Origin of the sequence: Barnesiella viscericola DSM 18177 (assembly GCF_000512915.1) — a bacterium.
GTDB lineage: Bacteria > Bacteroidota > Bacteroidia > Bacteroidales > Barnesiellaceae > Barnesiella > Barnesiella viscericola.
Window position 1 is genome coordinate 121,074 of sequence record NZ_CP007034.1, and the last position, 17,126, is coordinate 138,199.

Here is a 17,126-nt window from a genome sequence, read left to right on the forward strand (position 1 = left end):
GGTTATTTATTGGAGAGAACAATCGTCTGCTCGCGGTCGGGGCCTACCGATACGATGTAGATAGGTACCTGCAACTCTTTTTCGAGGAAGGCGATGTACTCTTTGAATCGTTGTGGAAATTCGGCTTCACTGTGAATCTTGGTCATGTCGCTCTTCCACCCGGGCAGTTCAACATACACGGGTTCGATATTGCCTTCGATGGAGTAGGGGAACTCGGTCACCTCCTTGCCGTCGATGCGATAGGCTACGCAGGCTTTGATGGTATCGAAGTTGTCGAGTACGTCGCTCTTCATCATGATGAGCTTGGTGACACCGTCGATCATGATGGCATATTTCAAGGCTACCAGGTCTATCCAGCCGCAGCGGCGTTCACGACCCGTCACGGCTCCGTATTCGTGGCCGATGGCCCGTATGGTCTTGCCGGTTTCGTCGAAGAGTTCGGTCGGGAAGGGGCCACTACCCACACGAGTGCAGTAGGCTTTGAAGATACCGTACACCTCGCCGATTTTGCTGGGAGCAACTCCCAGGCCCGTGCAGGCTCCGGCACAGATGGTATTCGACGAGGTAACGAAGGGATAGGAACCGAAGTCGACATCGAGCATCGTACCCTGGGCTCCCTCAGCCAGAATCGATTTACCCTCTTTCAGGTAGTTGTTGATGACGTGCTCGCTGTCGATGATGCGGAACCGTTTCAGGTATTCGATGGCCTCGAACCATTTGGCTTCCAGCTCGTCGATGTTGTAGTCGTAGTTGAGCGAGCGCAATATCTTTTCGTGTTTGGCTTTTGCCGTGGCGTAAATCTCTTTGAAGTTGAGGAATATGTCACCTACCCGCACACCGTTGCGGCTTATCTTGTCGGAGTAGGTGGGGCCGATGCCCTTGCCCGTGGTACCGATTTTCGATTTACCCTTGGCGGCCTCGTAGGCTGCATCGAGTATGCGGTGTGTGGGCAGAATGAGGTGGGCCTTCTTCGAGATGCACAGGCACTGGGTCAGGTCGTGCCCGCTGGCTGCCAGACTCTCGGCTTCCTCCTTGAACAGGACGGGATCCAGTACCACGCCGTTACCGATGATGTTGATTTTGCCGCCTTGGAAAATACCCGAAGGGATAGAGCGCAATACATATTTCTCTCCCTTAAATTCCAATGTGTGACCTGCGTTGGGACCTCCCTGGAAGCGGGTGATTATATCATAATTGGGGGTCAATACATCGACGACTTTGCCTTTGCCTTCGTCGCCCCATTGTAATCCTAAGAGAACATCGACTTTCATAATCTGAGTGTGTTTCGTGAACGTTAATTGGGTTTATTTCTTTTCGTTTTTGTCTTTTGTCTTTTTGCGGTTGCACCGGCTGCACACGCCATAGACATAGAGCGTGTAGTACGAGGTGGTGAACTTGTTGAACTTGCGGGTGTTCAGCGTCGACATCAGGTCCAGGTCTTTGACCTCGCGCACTTTCCCGCATTTGACACAGATAAGGTGGTGGTGATTGGTGTTGTACACTCGTTCGTACTGGGCCAGATTGCCCCCGAACTGGTGCTTGCGTACCAAATTGGCTTCGAGCAGCAGGTCTATCGTGTTGTAGACGGTTGCTTTGCTCACGCGATACCCGTTCTCGATCATGGCTTCGTGCAGACTCTCTACATCGAAATGCTGAGTGGTGGTGTATATTTTTTCCAATATGGCGAACCGCTCGGGAGTCTTGCGCAATTTTCGGGCTTCCAAGAATTGTATAAACAACTGTTTTACAGTTTCTTTTGACTTTTCTTCCGGCATGATCAAAAACCTATGTTACAAATTTAGCGATTTTTGTCGTACAAGCAAAACAAAATCAGGCTGAATCGCGGCCCGAAAATTCACGGTACAATGCCTGCTCTTCGGTCAGTTCGTCGAGCAGGAGCCGGGCTCTTTCGTTGTCGCCGGTTTGGGTTTGCAGCGACGACAGTATGCGGGTGGCCAATGGGTCGTTGTGCATGGCCTGTTTCAGCAGGTTGACGGCTGCGAATGCCCGGTTGTCGTGCCGCTTGACGGCTTGGGTCATGGCACTCTCGGTGACGGGGGTGAGAGCCGATGCTTCGGGGCTGTCGGGGTGGGCGATGAGCCAGGCGGTGGCCAGCTGGAATGCGGTGTATTGTTGTAGAGCGACATCGCTTTGGCTCCAACGGTTGGCCTTCTGTATGGCAAAGGGGCGACGGTAAAAGAGGTATTTGCAGCAGATGTCGGCCACCTCGGTGTTGGGCATCGTGTCGAGCCAACGGTCGGCCTCGGCCTCGTCAAACTCTTCAATCGGGTAGACCATGGGGGCCAGCATCATCGACTCGCGCACGGCGGTATCGGCCCACAGTGCTTCGGCCAGTTGGGCATCGGGAGTAGTCTCGGCAGCAATCCGTTTCAACAGCGGCAGTGTGAGTCCGAAGTTGATTTTATAGTCGGCACCCTGGGTGCGCATGTTGTGCGAGACGATGCCGTTCATGGCATGGCGGAATTTGATTTTTATCTCTTTCAGTTTTTGTTGCATGACGGTTCTTGAATTTGACCGCAAGATACGAATTAAAAACAAGGGAGCGCGCAAGATGGTTGACAAAAAAACTCGGCCCTACATTTTTTGAATGCCGGGCCGAGTTGTTATGGTTGGTCGGTGATTATTTCTTGACCGGGAAGGGGGTGCAGATGGGCAGGGGAGAGTAGTCTTTCGAGTATCTCAACATCTGCTCGGCATAACCTTCGTTGTAGGAAATCTTGATGTCGGTAATGTTGCCGTTGGCATCGGTAACCGGGGTGTAGACGGGGTTGACAAATCCCTTGTAGGGAGCGATGTGCAGGTTCTCATACCGGGCCAGAATCTCTTTGTGCAGTTCGGGATCGACAATCACGCCGTATTCCTCAACCAGATTCTTGCCGCTCTCGTAGTCGCCTTCCGATTTGATGCGTTGAACCTCGGCCAGCAGTTGACCCAGGAGGGCGCGCAGTTTCTCGTAGTCGTTCACTACAACATAGGTTTTGCCGTCGCGTTTGACAAACTCGATTACCTTGTCGGCCTTGCCGTGTTCATAGGCCCAGCGGGCGATGAGCTGACGGTTGCGCATGTGCGACTCCTCGATGTTCTTGCCCGGTTCGATACGGGTGAGCTGAGTCATCAGACCGTTCATCATGTATTGATAGTAAGCAGCCTTGTAGGCATCGGGCGAGGGGAGCAGTTTCAGTTCCAGAATCTTGGGATCGGCCATGTAGTAGAGGGCAAAGAGGTCGGCACGAGCCTCTTCGAGCGTAGAACTGTAAGCCTTCAAGGCATCGGGGTCTACACCGGGGAGCAACTTGCCCGAACCGTGACCCAGACACTCGTGCAGGTCGGTGTGCAGGTTGTCGGCTTGGAGCAGGTAGTTGTTCATCAGTTCGCGCTCTTTGTCGCTCCATACGAACTCATCGTTGAATCCGTTGCCCTGTGCGGCCTTTTCATAAGCCTCGGTAATGTTCTCGATGGTCACCGATTTGGAGCCGTGCAGGTGACGAATCCAGTTGGAGTTGGGCAGGTTGATACCGATCGGCGTCGAGGGATAGCAGTCGCCGGCCAGCATGGCGGCAGTGATAACCTTGGCCGATACGCCCTTTACCTCTTCTTTCTTGAAGCGGGCATCTACGGGCGAGTGGTCCTCGAACCATTGGGCATTCTCGCTGATGATGTGAGTACGCTCCGAGGCTTCGAGATTCTTGAAGTTGACAATCGACTCCCAGCTGGCTTTCATGCCCAGCGGGTCGCCGTAGGTCTCGGTGAAGCCGTTGACAAAGTCGACACGCGAGTCGAGGTCTTTCACCCACAGGATAGCATATTCGTCAAAGGTCTTCAAGTCGCCGGTCTGGTAGTATTCGATCAGTTTCTCGATAACCTGTTTCTGTTGCTCGTTCTCGGCTACGCCGGCAGCCTTCTGCAACCAGTAGACGATTTTTTCGATGGCTTGGGTATAGAGACCGCCCACTTTGTAGGTCTCTTCCATGATTTTGCCGTCGCGTTTTACCAGCCGGCTGTTCAATCCGTAGGAGATGGGGGTCTCGTCTTTGGGGTCTTTCATCTTGTTGTAGAAAGCCTCGGCTTCGGCTTGGGTCACCCCGTCGTAATAGTTGCAGGCCGAGGTGGCGATAAGGTCTTCACCGGCAGCCTGGTTCACCCGCTTGGGCATCACCGTGGGGTCGAAGATGACGGGTACCAGCGTGTTGAGCAGGTCGTCGACGGTAGCCCCTTCGGTCAACGGGAGCTTTTGCGGGTCGAGCGATTTGACGGCATTGACAAAGAACTCTTGCGAGAATTCGGGTACGAATTTGTCGCAGCCGTAGTGGTGGTGGATACCGTTGGAGAACCATACTCGTTTCAGATATACCTCGAAGTTTTTGAAATCGGTGCTTTCGCGGTCGCCCGTGTAGTCTTGATAGATTGCTTCGAGCGTGCGGCGGATAGCCAGATTCCATTTCCCGTTTTGGTCAAAGAGAATGTCCCGACCGTAGGCGGCAGCCTCGGAGAGGTAATAGACCAACTCTTTCTGTTGTAGCGATAACTCTTCGAATCCAGGTACTTTGTAGCGCAGGATTTCCAGATCGGCAAACGACTCTACGGTGTAGTCGAAGTCGTCGTTCTTCTCCTCTTTCGTAGCACAGGAGGCCAAGATAAGCAGTGAAGCCATTGTACAAACAATTTTTTTCATATCATGTGATTTTTGAATAGTGTTTACTCTACATAGAGTACCAGCCCTTTCAGGTATTCGCCCTCGGGGTGGTAGATGTTTATCGGGTGGTCGGCCGGTTGTGTGAGTTGATGCAGAATGCGCACGTTACGCCCCGACTGTGCCGCCGCACTGAAAACGGCCAGTCTGAAATTCTCCTTGCTCACCACCTGCGAGCAGGAGAAGGTGAAGAGGATACCCCCGGGGCGTATCTTTTCAATAGCCTTGGCATTGAGCTTGCGGTAGCCCTGCAAGGCATTGTTCAGCACCTTTTTGTGCTTGGCAAAGGCCGGCGGGTCGAGAATGATGAGATCGTACTGGTCGCCCATGGTGTCGAGGTATTTGAAGGCGTCCTCGGCAAAGGCCTGGTGGCGGGTATCGCCGGGGAAATTCAACTCCACGTTTCGGCAGGTAAGGTCGATGGCCTTGGCCGAACTGTCGACCGAGTGTACCAGCTTGGCCGCTCCCCGCATGGCGTAGAACGAGAATCCACCCGTGTAGCAGAACATGTTCAGTACCGAGCGTCCGCGGGCATACCGTTCGAGCAGAGCGCGGTTCTCGCGTTGGTCGACAAAGAAGCCGGTTTTCTGTCCGCGCACCCAGTCGACATAAAATTTCAGTCCGTTTTCGATGGCGATGTTGGGAGCGTCGCCGCCCAGCAGATATTCGTTTTCGGCGCCGAGGGCCGCCTTGTAGGGCAGGGTCGTCTCCGATTTGTAATAGATGTTGTCGATGTGGTTGCCCAAGACCTTTTTGAGAGCTTCGGCTATCTGATGGCGGGCGTAGTGCATGCCCGGGGTGTGTGCCTGCATGACGGCCGTACGGTCGTAGAGGTCGATGATGAGTCCCGGCAGATTGTCGCCCTCGCCATGTACCAGGCGGCAGGTATTGTTGTAATTCTCGTTGAGCAGTCTCAGGCTCAGCCGCACGTTATAGGCCTCTTGCAGGCGGTTCACGTAGAAGGCTTCGTCGATGGTCACCGGTTTGAACGACAAGATGCGTACGGCAATGCTGCCTATCTGGTATTGGCCCACCCCGATAAAGTTACCCTGATGGTCGGTTACCTCGACAATGTCGCCCTCTTCGGGCTGTTTCTCAAAACGGTAGATGGCTCCGGAGAATACCCACGGGTGGAATCGATGAAACGAATCTTCCTTGCCCGGTTTCAGTATGATTTTCGTATAGTTCATAATCGGTTATTTGAAGAAAAAGCGGAATATGTCGTTGCCGTTGGCATAGACGAGCAGAAGCAGCAGGAAAATCATGCCGCACATCTGGGCATACTCCATGAATTTATCGTTGGGCTTGCGTCGTGTGATGACTTCGTAAAGTAGGAAGAGCACGTGCCCGCCGTCGAGAGCCGGTATGGGCAGGATATTCATGAAGGCCAGGATTACCGACAGGAAGGCGGTCATGCTCCAGAAGGCCTCCCAGTTCCACTGTTCGGGGAAGATGCTGCCGATGGCTCCGAACCCACCCAGGCTTTGTGCCCCCTCTTTGGTAAAGACATATTTCATGCTGCTCACATAGCTCGTCAACTTGTCGACACCGAGTTCGATACCCTTGGGGAACGATTCCCAGAATCCGTAGTGCTCGGTCACGACCTCATAGCTTTCGGACAAGGGCGAGATGAGAATGCCCAGTGCGCCTACCGAGTCGGTCTTCACTTGGGTCGAATGTTGCACCCCGTTGCGCAGGAAGGCCACCGTCACCGTGGTGTCGCGGTAGTTGGCCAGAACTTGGTGCAACTCGTCGAGCGAGGGGGTTGTCTTGCCGTTAATCGACTCGATGCGGTCGCCTTTTTGCAGGCCGGCCTGCTGGGCTCCCGTATGGTCGGCCGCTTCATACACGACCGGTGGAATGCGGTACATGGCAAACTGCTCTTCCTTGTCGATCAGTCGCAGCATGAAGTCCTGGGGAATGGCAATCGACACGGTGTCGGTGCCACGCAGTACCTCTACCTCACGAGCCTCGACTATCTTTTGCAGCGTCTCGCTCGACATGAAATCGAGCGTGGCACCGTCGGCCGTGAGGGGAATGTCGCCGTTCTGGAATCCTATATCCCGGGCCGACTGGCAATACTCCATGCCGGCATAGGCGTTTTTGAAAGGAATATACGAGGTGCCCCACGTGTAGGCTATCATCGAGTAGATGAAGACGGCCAGAATGAAATTGAATACCACACCGGCCACCATGATGAGCAGCCGTTGCCAGGCCGGTTTCGAGCGAAATTCCCACGGTTGGGCCGGCTGTTTCATCTGTTCACGGTCCATCGACTCGTCAATCATACCCGCAATTTTCACGTATCCGCCCAGGGGTAACCAACCTATGCCATATTCGGTGTGGCTGTTTTTGGGTTTGAACTTGAAGAGTGAGAACCAGGGGTCGAAGAAGAGGTAGAATTTCTCGACCCGCACCTTGAACATGCGGGCGAAGATGAAGTGGCCGAACTCGTGAACGATGACCAGTATCGAGAGGCTCAACAGGAGCTGTACGGTTTTTATCAGGAATGTTTCCATCGGTGTGTATCGTTTGTTTGAAAGATTATTGAATCAGTCGGGCTGCATAGTCGCGAGCCAGTTGGTTGGTGTGTACATACTCTTCGTAGCCGGGCGAGGCGATGAACTCGACGTGGGCCATCGTTTCGGCCACGATGCGGGCTATGCTGGGGTAGTCGATGGCATCGTTGAGGAAGGCGGCCACGGCTATCTCGTTGGCGGCATTCATGATGCAGGGCATGTTGCCCCCCTCGGCTACGGCATCGAAGGCATAGCGCAACAGCGGGAAGCGCTCCATGTCGGGGCGCTCGAAGGTGAGTTGGGCATATTGTTCGAGAGTGAGTTTCGAGTTGGGGCTTTCGAGGCGGGCCGGATAGGAGAGGGCATAGCGTATGGGCATTCGCATGTCTTGCACGCCCAACTGGGCTTTCACTGTGCCGTCTTTGAATTGTACCATCGAATGAACGATCGACTGCGGGTGAACGGCAATCTCGATGTCTTTGGGCGCGACGTCGAAGAGCCACTTGGCCTCGATCATCTCAAAACCCTTGTTCATGAGCGTGGCCGAGTCGATGGTAATTTTATGCCCCATGTTCCACTTGGGGTGTTTGAGGGCGTCGTTTTTGGTCACGTGTTTCATCTCTTCGGCCGAGAGTTCTCTGAACGGGCCGCCCGAAGCCGTGAGGATAATCTTGTCGATGGGGTTGTCCCATTCGCCCACAAGGCATTGGAAAATAGCCGAGTGTTCCGAGTCGACGGGAATAATCGGGGCCCGGTTGTCGAGCGCCAGCTGCTTGATGAGGTCACCTGCCACCACCAGCGTCTCCTTGTTGGCCAGGGCGATGGTCTTGTGAGCCTCGATGGCCCGTATGGTCGGTTTCAGTCCCGCATATCCCACCATGGCTGTGACCACGATGTCGATAGGGGCCGCTTCGACGATTTGGGCGATGGCCTCGTCGCTGGCATATACTTTGATGGGGAGCTCCTTCAAGGCCTCTTGCAACCGTGGGTAATGCGCCTCGTTGGCAATAACCACCGAGTCGGGGTTGAAGCGTTTGGCCTGCTCGATGAGCCGTTCTACGTTGTTGTTGGCCGTGAGTGTATATACTTCAAACAGGTCGGGGTGTTCGGCCACGACGTCAAGCGTCTGTGTACCTATCGAGCCTGTGGAACCTAATATGGCTAATTGTTTTCTCATTCGGTTTAATAAGCGGTATCAAAATCCTCGCGTAAGATTATGCAAAGGTATAAAATAAAGTCCATCTTCCGCGAATCGAGGTTAGAAAGTGATATATTTTTCGGGGTCGATCGATTGTCCCATGTGCCATAGCTGGAACTCGGCCGTGCACGATTGCGACGACGATTTCCCCTCCTCCCAGCCGGTGACGGCGATTTTCTCACCCCCCAGTACCTTATCACCGATCTCTTTGAGGATACCCGCGTTGTATTTGTAGATGGAGAGGTAGTTGTTGCTGTGCTGTATGGCTACCACATAGCCGTAGTTGGGGGTGTAGCTTGCCGAGACGATGGTGCCGTCGAGAACCGACGATACCGCCGTGTTGCGCGGACATTGCACGTCGACCCCGAAGTGGTTGCGTTGCGGGTCGTAGGCTTGTACTATCTTGCCCTTGAAGGGGGTGTAGAACAGCTTCCCGTCGATAGGCGTGGTGGGGGTGAATACGTTGAGGGTGTATTTCTCCTCCTGTTCATATTGCTTGACGTAGTCGGCCATCTGTTTTGACGGGGGCAGCAGGGTGTCGTTGCGGGTTGCGAGCAGACTGTCGGCCTGCTGGCCGATGGAGTCGATTTTGATTTCGCCGGTAAGAATCGCCGCGAGGTTTTTGATGTAGGCATCGCGTCGTTGCACCTCGGCCGCCAGCGAGTCGACACGCAGAATCTTGTCGACCATCTCGATGCGCTCCTCGGTTTTCAGGTAGCCGGGCAACAGGTGCTTCACCGGGGTGCCCACGATAATCGAGAGTATGGCTACGACAATGAGAGCGACAAGCAGGACGGCGGTCATGATGGCTCCGAATCGGGAGAAACAGATGGTCCACACATCTTCCAGCGAACTCTCGTTGAAGAAGGTGAGTTTGTATTTCGACCGTTTCCGGGGGAAGAAATCGGGGCTCTTTTTATTTCGTTTCATAGATATATGGCACGGTTTGCGACTATAAAAGTATGATATTCATCGAGTATATGCAAATTTAGTAATTTATTACCAACCGGGACGCATCGTTTTTCATTTTTTATAAGATGCTTACAAGGGCTAAATAGTATGGATTTTTCCTACTCTTTTCTCGATTGCGGGTGAACACATTCTTTTATCCGGTTGTTTTAGTTGACAAAAACGGATAGTGGCGGCAACAGGCTCCTGTCTTTTTGAATAGTGAACAACAAAATTGTATAACTAAAACAAATGAAGATGAAAACAAAGTTCTTTTATTTAGCAGTAGCGCTGGCTACGACATCGATGTTGGGATACACCGAGTCGGCTGGGGCACAAGCGCTCATCGTCGAAGAAGATGTTTCGGTCACCGAGGTTCTGCCCGGCAAGCCCCGGTACTACTCCGACAGTCACAAGAACAACTGGTTTATTTCGTTGGGTGCCGGTGGTCAGACCTTCTTCACCGAGCATACCGGCGATGCTCAATATACGCTGGCCATGGATTTTGCCGTGGGTAAATGGATCAGTCCTTTCCTGGGATTCCGCCTGTCGGCCATGGGAGGTGCTCTGCACACCAACTGGCCGTATGCCGAAGGGGTGATGACTCACATGCGTTATGCCGCCCTCTATGGCGATTTGATGTGGAACATGTTCAACACCTTCCACGGGTATAACGAACGGCGTGTCTTCTCGATCATTCCCTTTATCGGTATCGGTGGCATCTATTCGTTCCACAATACGCCTTACGGACGCGAAACCTATGCCTTCCCGCTCACGGCCGGTATCAAGCTGAATTTCAGATTGTCGCACTATGTCGATTTCTTCCTCGAAGGTCGTGGCAACCTCATTGGCGACCATTTCAACGGCATTGTTGAGGGGACAGAGGTCGAGAGTGTGGTGTCGGCTATCGGCGGTTTCTCGATTAAGTTTGGAAAAGACCGCTTCAAAGCCTATGATGCCTATGCCGACCAGTTGATGATTAACCAGCTGAACGACAAGGTGAACATGTTGAGAAGCCAACTGAACGAATGCGAGTCGCGCGAGGTGGAGTGCCCTCCTTGTCCCGAACCGGTCGTTGAGGAGGTGACGGTAGTCGAGCCGGCCGGTTGCAATCAGGAGCTTACGGGGGTGGTGCGTTTTACCATCAACAGTGCCGTGGTTTCCAACGAGGAGATGGTCAACGTCTACAACATCGCCCAGTGGTTGAAGAGCAACCCTTCGTGCAACATCTCGGTCATCGGGTATGCCGACAAGGATACGGGTACGCCCGAGTATAACAAGCAGTTGAGCCAACGTCGGGCCGAGTCGGTAGTCAAGTTACTGACCGAGAAATATAACATTGATAAAAAGCGGGTACAGATTGTGGCCAACGGTAGCGATTCGCAACTTTACCCGCAGAATAACAACTGGAACCGAATTGTCGTATTTGCCGGTTCGGCCCAGTGACAGATTCTTGTTCCCGGTATGAAAAACGGGTGACCGCAATCGGTCACCCGTTTTTTTATGAAGATTTTTATTGAGACTTTGTTGTCGAGGTAAAGTGTTTAGTGTTTCCCGATCCATTCTACAATCCATTCGCCCACCTCGTGGGTATGGTAAGTGGGGGTCCCAGGATCGGCAATGTCCTCGGTCACGACGCCGGCCTTCATCGACTCCGACACGGCCGAGCGAATGAGGTCGGCCTCGGCTTTCAGTCCGAAGGCATACTCGAACATCATGGCAGCCGACAGAATCGTGGCCAGCGGGTTGGCTATATCCTTACCTGCGGCCTGCGGATAGGAGCCGTGTATCGGCTCGAATACCGAGGTGTGCAGTCCTATCGAGGCCGAGGGGAGCATGCCCAGCGAGCCGGTGATGACCGAACCCTCGTCGGTGAGAATGTCGCCGAACATGTTTTCGGTGACAATCACGTCGAAACTCTTGGGCCATTGTATCATGCGCATGGCGGCGTTGTCGACGAAGAGAAACTCGGTTTCGACCTCGGGATATTCGGCGGCAATCTCCTGGGTCACCTCCCGCCAGAGCCGCGAGGTAGCCAAGATGTTGGCCTTGTCGACCATCGTCACCTTCTTGCGGCGACGCATGGCATAGTCGTAGGCCAGTTGCACGATGCGGGTAATCTCTTCCCGGCTGTACATGCAGGTGTCGTAGGCCACGCTGCCGTCTTCGCTGCGACCCTGTGGACGACCGAAGTAGAGGCCTCCGGTGAGCTCGCGAATACACATGAAATCGGCACCGTCGATGATGTCGGCCCGGAGGGGCGATTTGTGTATCAGCCCCGGGAAGGTGGTGATGGGGCGAATGTTGGCAAACAATCCCAGCTTCTTGCGCATGGCCAGCAATCCCTGTTCGGGGCGCACCGGTGCGTTGGGATTGTTGTCGTATTGGGGCGAACCGATGGCTCCGAACAGCACGGCATCGGAGCGCATGCACAATTCGTGAGTCGAGTCGGGGTAGGGCGAGCCGGTCTCTTCGATGGCACAGGCCCCCACCGGGGCAATCTGGTATTTCAGTTCGTGGCCGAATTTCTCGCAGATGGCCCGGGTCACGTTCAGCGCCTGATCTACGACTTCCGGGCCAATTCCGTCGCCCGGCAATACTGCAATATGTAATTCCATTGTCTTGATAGATTTAATTGTTGGTTATGTGTTGTTCCTTGTCTTCGATGATATTCAGCATCTTGATGGTAGCCTGTATGGCCGCTTCCATCTGGTCGGCATCGAGGCCTTGGGTTTTCAGCACGTTGCCGTTGTAGTCCCACGAGATGACCGTCTGCACCAGCGCGTCGGTGCGTCCACCGGGCGGAATGTTCACCGTGTAGTTGGTCAGCAGCGGGAGGGTGCGGCTCAGTTGCTCCTTGTAGATTTTGCGAATGGCCTTTACGAAGGCGTCGTACTGTCCGTCGCCGGTCGAGGCTCCCTCGTACACCTGCCCGTTGATGTCGATGGCGAGGACAGCCACCGGTTTGAGCCCCTGCGAGAGGTTGAGGGTGTAGTTCACCACCTTCACGTGCTGGGCGAGGGTCTGGTGTTTCAGCACGTCGGAGATGATGTAGGGCAGGTCTTCGGGGGTAACCATCTCCTTCTTGTCGCTCAGCTCCACGACCCGTTGGGTGACCCGTTGTATCGACTCGTCGTCGAGCTCGATGCCCAGCGATTCGAGATTCTTGCGGATATTGGCCTGCCCCGAGGTCTTGCCGAGGGCATACTCTCGTTTGCGGCCGAAACGCTCGGGCAGCAGGTCGTTGTAATAGAGGTTGTTCTTGTTGTCGCCGTCGGCATGCACACCGGCGCACTGGGTGAAGACCGACTCGCCGATGATGGGCTTGTTGGCGGCTACCCGCACTCCCGAGTAGGATTCGACAATGCGGCTCACCTTGTTGACCATGTTTTCGGTCACCCCTGTGGTAGCTTTTACCTGGTCGTGCAGCACCGCCAGCACGCTGGTGAGGGGGGCGTTGCCGGCCCGTTCGCCCAGTCCGTTGATGGTGCAGTGCACCCCCTGTATGCCGGTGAGGGCGGCGGCAAAGGTATTGGCCGTGGCCAGGTCGTAGTCGTTGTGGGCGTGGAAGTCGAACCGCAGTTCGGGATAGCGGCGGCGCATGGCCCGGCAGAATTTAAGCGTTTGGAGCGGGTTGAGAATGCCCAGCGTGTCGGGCAGCATGAAGCGCTCGACAGCTTCGCTGCGCAGGGCATCGACCAGCTGGTAGACATATTGCGGGGAGTGCTGTATGCCGTTCGACCAGTCTTCGAGGTAGAGGTTCACTTTCAATCCCACCTCCCGGGCCTTCTGTATCGCCCGTTTTATATCGGCGATGTGCTCCTGTACCGTCTTTTTCAGCTGAAAGGTGCAGTGCTTCTCCGACCCCTTGCAGAGCAGGTTCATCACCCGGGCGCCGCAGGAGCGTATCCATTCGATGGAGGCTCCGTTGTCGAGGAATCCCAGTACCTCTATCTTGTCGATGTGACCTCGTTTCCGAGCCCATTCGCACAGTTGTGTGGCCATGTCGTATTCACCCGATGAGACGCGGGCCGAGGCAATTTCGATGCGGGGTATCTTCAAGTCTTCGAGAAGCAGTCGGGCGATACTCATCTTCTCTTGTCGGGCAAAAGAGACCCCCGACGTCTGCTCCCCGTCCCGCAGGGTGGTATCCATGATTTCGATGAACATAGGCAGTCGGTTATTGATGGTTGGCCTCCCACGCTTCGATTGCCGGTTTCTTGCTGAGCAGATAGTCGATGTCGTCGTATCCGTTGAGCAGGCAATTCTTCTTGTAGGGGTTGATTTCAAAATGTTCGCACTCGCCGCTGGTGTTGTCGGTGATGGTCTGGGCTTCGAGGTTGACCGTCACGGTTGCGGCCGGGTCGGCCTGAATGTGGCGGAAGAGGTTGGACAGGAAGGGCTCCGATACCACGACCGGCAGCACTCCGTTGTTGAGGGCGTTGTTCTTGAAGATGTCGGCAAAGAAGCTCGACACGACCACCCGGAATCCGTATCCGGCGATGGCCCAGGCAGCATGTTCCCGGCTGGAACCGCTCCCGAAGTTCTTCCCGGCTACCAGTATCTTTCCCGAGTAGGCGGGATTGTTGAGCACAAAGTCGGCAATGGGCTTGCCGTTCTTGTCATAGCGCCAGTCGCGGAAGAGGTTTTCGCCGAAGCCTTCGCGCGATACGGCTTTCAGGAAACGGGCCGGAATGATTTGGTCGGTATCGACATTCTCCTGAGGCAGAGGAATGCACGACGAGGTTATGATGTTGATTTTTTCGATCATGACAGTATGAAATTATAAAAGGGTTCGTGGATCGGTTATCTTACCTGTGATGGCGGCAGCCGCGGCCACCAGCGGCCCGGCGAGTATCGTGCGGGCACCGGGACCCTGCCGGCCCTCGAAGTTGCGGTTCGAGGTCGACACGGCATATTTCCCGGCCGGGACCTTATCGTCGTTCATGGCCAGACAGGCCGAGCAGCCGGGTTGGCGTATCTCGAAACCGGCCTCGGACAAGATGCGGTCGAGCCCCTCGGCGCGTATCTGGCGGGCTACGGCTTGCGAACCCGGGACGAGCCAGGCAGTCACGCGGTCGGCCTTCTTATGCCCTTTTACCAGGCGGGCAAAAGCTCTGAAATCTTCGATACGGCCGTTGGTGCAGCTCCCTAAGAAGACGTAGTCGATATCCTTCCCCAGCAGCGATTCTCCGGCCTCGAAGCCCATGTATTGCAGAGCACGTCGGAACGAAATCTTTCCGCTTTCGTCGATGGTCGATTCCTGCGGAATGGCTTCGTCGATAGCAATGCCCATGCCGGGGTTGGTACCGTAGGTGATGCGGGGAGCGATGTCGGCCGCCTGGAAGGTTACCTCGCGGTCGAACACGGCATCGGGTTCGCTGTACAGGGTTTTCCAGTAGGCGAGGGCGCGATCCCAGGCTTCGCCCTTGGGAGCAAACTCCCGACCTTTGACGTAGTCGAAGGTCGTCTGGTCGGGGGCAATCAGGCCGCCTCGGGCCCCCATCTCGATGCTGAGGTTGCACACGGTCATACGCTCCTCCATGCTGAGTGCCCGAATGGCCTCGCCGGCATATTCGACAAAATAGCCGGTAGCACCGCCCGTAGTCATTCGGGCAATGATGTAGAGGGCAATGTCCTTGGCCGTGACGCCGGGCGCGAGTCGTCCCTCGATGTTGATGCGCATCGACTTGGGTTTGGGTTGCAGAATACATTGCGAGGCCAGGACCATGGCCACCTCGCTGGTGCCGATGCCGAAGGCGATGGCGCCGAAGGCTCCGTGGGTCGAGGTGTGGCTGTCGCCGCATACGATGGTCATGCCCGGTTGCGTGAGTCCGTACTCGGGCCCGATTACGTGGATAATCCCGTTCTTCTCATGCCCCAGACCGTAGTAGGTGAGGCCGAATTCGCGAGCGTTGCGCGCGAGTGTATCGACCTGATTGCGCGACACCGGGTCGGCAATGGGGAGCTCTTGATGAAGTGTGGGAATGTTGTGGTCGGGAGAGCAGGTGGTCTTCTCGGGGCGGAATACCTGCAAGTGGCGCTCTCGCAGCTCGTTGAAGGCTTGCGGGCTGGTCACTTCGTGGCAGTAGTGTCGGTCGATGTACAACTGGTCGGGACCTCCGGCCACCGAGGTCACCACGTGGGCGTCCCATATCTTGTCGAATAACGTGTTCATTGTGTGTGGTAGATTATATGATGAATTTGTTGATTGCGTCGATAAAGGCTTCGGCCGAGGCGGCTACGATGTCGGTATTGGCCGAGAAGCCGTAGTAGGAGGCGTTGTTGTAGACGACGGTCATGTGCACCTTGCCTACGTCGTCGCTCCCCCGGGTGATGGCCTGTATGAGAAATTCGCTCACGACCATCTTGCGGTGTATGATGCAGCGAATGGCGTTGATGGCGGCATCGACCGGGCCGTTGCCCGAAGCGGCGGCCTCGAACTTCTCGCCGGCGATGTCGAGACCGATGCTGGCCACCGACTTGATGCCCACGCCGGCCGTCACTTGCAGGAAGTCGAGACGAATGCGTGCATTGGCGGTGCGCTCTTTACCCACCAGCATGAGTATGTCGTCGTCGTTGATGTCTTTTTTGCGGTCGGCCAGTTTGAGGAAGGCATCGTAGGCTTTGTCGAGTGCCTCTTTTTCCAGCTCGATACCCAGCAGGTGGAGGCGGTGTTTCAGGGCAGCCCGTCCACTGCGGGCCGTCAGTACAATCGACGTCTCGTCGATACCCACCTCTTTGGGGTCGATAATCTCGTAGCTCTCGCGGTTCTTCAACACACCGTCCTGATGTATGCCCGAGGAGTGGGCAAAGGCGTTGCGACCCACGATGGCCTTGTTGGGCTGCACGGGCATGTTCATGAGGTTGGAGACTAGTCGGCTCGTGCTGTAAATCTTCTGGGTATTGATGTTGGTCTCGATTTGCAGGTCGTGGTGGCATTTGCAAATCATGGCCACCTCTTCGAGCGAGGTGTTTCCGGCCCGTTCGCCGATGCCGTTGATGGTCACTTCGGCCTGACGGGCTCCATTCTGTATCCCGGCCATCGTGTTGGCCGTGGCCATGCCCAGGTCGTTGTGGCAGTGGGTGGCGATAACTACCCGGTCTATCCCGGTTACATGCTCTTTGAGGTAGCGAATCTTCTGGCCGAACTCGTCGGGCAGGCAATAGCCGGTGGTGTCGGGTATGTTGACGACGGTAGCCCCGGCCTTGATGACCGCCTCGACCACACGGGCCAGGTATTCGTTGTCGGTGCGACCCGCATCTTCGGCATAAAACTGCACGTCCTCGACATACTTTTTGGCATATTTGACCGCGGCGACGGCCCGCTCGATAATCTCCTCGCGGGTGGAGTTGAATTTGTACTTGATGTGATAGTCCGAGGTGCCAATGCCCGTGTGTATGCGTTTGTGCCGGGCATATTGCAGGGCTTCGGCCGCTACCTTTATGTCGTTTTCGACCGCCCGGGTGAGGGCACAGATGGTAGGCCAGGTCACCGCTTTGGAGATGGCAACGACCGATTCGAAATCGCCGGGACTGGATACCGGGAATCCCGCTTCTATAATGTCGACGCCAAGGGCTTCGAGCGCTTTGGCTACTTGTATTTTTTCAACGGTGTTGAGTTGACAACCGGGGACCTGTTCGCCGTCTCGTAGGGTTGTGTCAAAAATGAATAATCGGTCAGACATTTTTCCTTGCGTATATAAAGTTATTAAAAAAGCCTTTCCCAACATGTTCGTGAGAAAGGCTA

14 protein-coding genes are annotated in these 17,126 nt (G+C 55.1%); 1 reads left to right on the forward strand and 13 read right to left on the reverse strand.

Annotated elements, in window-relative coordinates:
- Positions 1-2: 2 nt before the first annotated feature.
- From BARVI_RS00465 to BARVI_RS00500, 8 genes are all read right to left on the reverse strand, one after another.
- Positions 3-1,271: an adenylosuccinate synthase gene (locus tag BARVI_RS00465; protein ID WP_025277326.1), complete on the reverse strand. Its 1,269-nt coding sequence runs from the start codon at positions 1,269-1,271 to the stop codon at positions 3-5.
- A gap of 33 nt (positions 1,272-1,304) precedes the next feature.
- Complete coding sequence (locus tag BARVI_RS00470; protein WP_025277327.1) at positions 1,305-1,775, reverse strand: Fur family transcriptional regulator; 471 nt, start codon at positions 1,773-1,775, stop codon at positions 1,305-1,307.
- Between the two features lie 55 nt (positions 1,776-1,830).
- Positions 1,831-2,517, reverse strand: a complete 687-nt coding sequence (locus tag BARVI_RS12815) for a DNA alkylation repair protein (RefSeq protein WP_025277328.1) — start codon at positions 2,515-2,517, stop codon at positions 1,831-1,833.
- 124 nt (positions 2,518-2,641) lie between these two features.
- Positions 2,642-4,693, reverse strand: coding sequence for a dipeptidyl-peptidase 3 family protein (locus BARVI_RS00480; protein WP_025277329.1), 2,052 nt, complete (start codon positions 4,691-4,693; stop codon positions 2,642-2,644).
- A 23-nt stretch (positions 4,694-4,716) separates the two neighbouring features.
- Positions 4,717-5,901, reverse strand: a complete 1,185-nt coding sequence (locus BARVI_RS00485; protein WP_025277330.1) for a class I SAM-dependent rRNA methyltransferase — start codon at positions 5,899-5,901, stop codon at positions 4,717-4,719.
- A gap of 6 nt (positions 5,902-5,907) precedes the next feature.
- A complete protein-coding gene (gene rseP, locus BARVI_RS00490) occupies positions 5,908-7,230 on the reverse strand; it encodes an RIP metalloprotease RseP (protein ID WP_025277331.1) in 1,323 nt (440 codons plus the stop codon).
- Positions 7,231-7,255: 25 nt separating this feature from the next.
- A complete protein-coding gene (locus BARVI_RS00495) occupies positions 7,256-8,407 on the reverse strand; it encodes a 1-deoxy-D-xylulose-5-phosphate reductoisomerase (protein ID WP_025277332.1) in 1,152 nt (383 codons plus the stop codon).
- Positions 8,408-8,488: 81 nt separating this feature from the next.
- The gene (locus BARVI_RS00500) at positions 8,489-9,358 is read right to left on the reverse strand and encodes a murein hydrolase activator EnvC family protein (RefSeq protein WP_025277333.1); all 870 of its coding nucleotides are present in this window, start codon (positions 9,356-9,358) and stop codon (positions 8,489-8,491) included.
- A gap of 276 nt (positions 9,359-9,634) precedes the next feature.
- Here BARVI_RS00500 and BARVI_RS00505 point away from each other — a divergent pair, with 276 nt between their 5' ends.
- Entirely contained in the window at positions 9,635-10,822 is a 1,188-nt protein-coding gene (locus BARVI_RS00505; protein WP_025277334.1) for an OmpA family protein, read from the forward strand.
- A gap of 98 nt (positions 10,823-10,920) precedes the next feature.
- On the opposite strand, the gene leuB is transcribed toward BARVI_RS00505, so the two are convergent.
- Genes leuB through BARVI_RS00530 form a run of 5 tightly spaced genes read right to left on the reverse strand, consistent with a single transcriptional unit; the run spans position 10,921 to position 17,064 of the window.
- Positions 10,921-11,994: a 3-isopropylmalate dehydrogenase gene (leuB, locus tag BARVI_RS00510; protein ID WP_025277335.1), complete on the reverse strand. Its 1,074-nt coding sequence runs from the start codon at positions 11,992-11,994 to the stop codon at positions 10,921-10,923.
- Positions 11,995-12,007: 13 nt separating this feature from the next.
- Complete coding sequence (locus BARVI_RS00515; protein ID WP_038534208.1) at positions 12,008-13,546, reverse strand: alpha-isopropylmalate synthase regulatory domain-containing protein; 1,539 nt, start codon at positions 13,544-13,546, stop codon at positions 12,008-12,010.
- Positions 13,547-13,556: 10 nt separating this feature from the next.
- A complete protein-coding gene (gene leuD / locus BARVI_RS00520) occupies positions 13,557-14,147 on the reverse strand; it encodes a 3-isopropylmalate dehydratase small subunit (protein ID WP_025277337.1) in 591 nt (196 codons plus the stop codon).
- 12 nt (positions 14,148-14,159) lie between these two features.
- On the reverse strand, positions 14,160-15,554 hold the full coding sequence (gene leuC / locus BARVI_RS00525) for a 3-isopropylmalate dehydratase large subunit (RefSeq protein WP_025277338.1): 1,395 nt from the start codon (positions 15,552-15,554) through the stop codon (positions 14,160-14,162).
- 13 nt (positions 15,555-15,567) lie between these two features.
- Entirely contained in the window at positions 15,568-17,064 is a 1,497-nt protein-coding gene (locus tag BARVI_RS00530) for a 2-isopropylmalate synthase (RefSeq protein WP_025277339.1), read from the reverse strand.
- Positions 17,065-17,126 lie beyond the last annotated feature (62 nt).

Bases quoted from the DNA above. Each gene is read 5' to 3' on its own strand.
- BARVI_RS00530 (WP_025277339.1), bottom strand. From the start codon at position 17,064: ATGTCTGACCGATTATTCATTTTTGACACAACCCTACGAGACGGCGAA.
- BARVI_RS00495 (WP_025277332.1), bottom strand. From the start codon at position 8,407: ATGAGAAAACAATTAGCCATATTAGGTTCCACAGGCTCGATAGGTACA.
- leuB (WP_025277335.1), bottom strand. From the start codon at position 11,994: ATGGAATTACATATTGCAGTATTGCCGGGCGACGGAATTGGCCCGGAA.
- BARVI_RS00470 (WP_025277327.1), bottom strand. From the start codon at position 1,775: ATGCCGGAAGAAAAGTCAAAAGAAACTGTAAAACAGTTGTTTATACAA.
- BARVI_RS00480 (WP_025277329.1), bottom strand. From the start codon at position 4,693: ATGAAAAAAATTGTTTGTACAATGGCTTCACTGCTTATCTTGGCCTCC.
- BARVI_RS00465 (WP_025277326.1), bottom strand. From the start codon at position 1,271: ATGAAAGTCGATGTTCTCTTAGGATTACAATGGGGCGACGAAGGCAAA.
- leuC (WP_025277338.1), bottom strand. From the start codon at position 15,554: ATGAACACGTTATTCGACAAGATATGGGACGCCCACGTGGTGACCTCG.
- BARVI_RS12815 (WP_025277328.1), bottom strand. From the start codon at position 2,517: ATGCAACAAAAACTGAAAGAGATAAAAATCAAATTCCGCCATGCCATG.
- BARVI_RS00500 (WP_025277333.1), bottom strand. From the start codon at position 9,358: ATGAAACGAAATAAAAAGAGCCCCGATTTCTTCCCCCGGAAACGGTCG.
- BARVI_RS00485 (WP_025277330.1), bottom strand. From the start codon at position 5,901: ATGAACTATACGAAAATCATACTGAAACCGGGCAAGGAAGATTCGTTT.
- rseP (WP_025277331.1), bottom strand. From the start codon at position 7,230: ATGGAAACATTCCTGATAAAAACCGTACAGCTCCTGTTGAGCCTCTCG.
- BARVI_RS00505 (WP_025277334.1), top strand. From the start codon at position 9,635: ATGAAAACAAAGTTCTTTTATTTAGCAGTAGCGCTGGCTACGACATCG.
- leuD (WP_025277337.1), bottom strand. From the start codon at position 14,147: ATGATCGAAAAAATCAACATCATAACCTCGTCGTGCATTCCTCTGCCT.
- BARVI_RS00515 (WP_038534208.1), bottom strand. From the start codon at position 13,546: ATGTTCATCGAAATCATGGATACCACCCTGCGGGACGGGGAGCAGACG.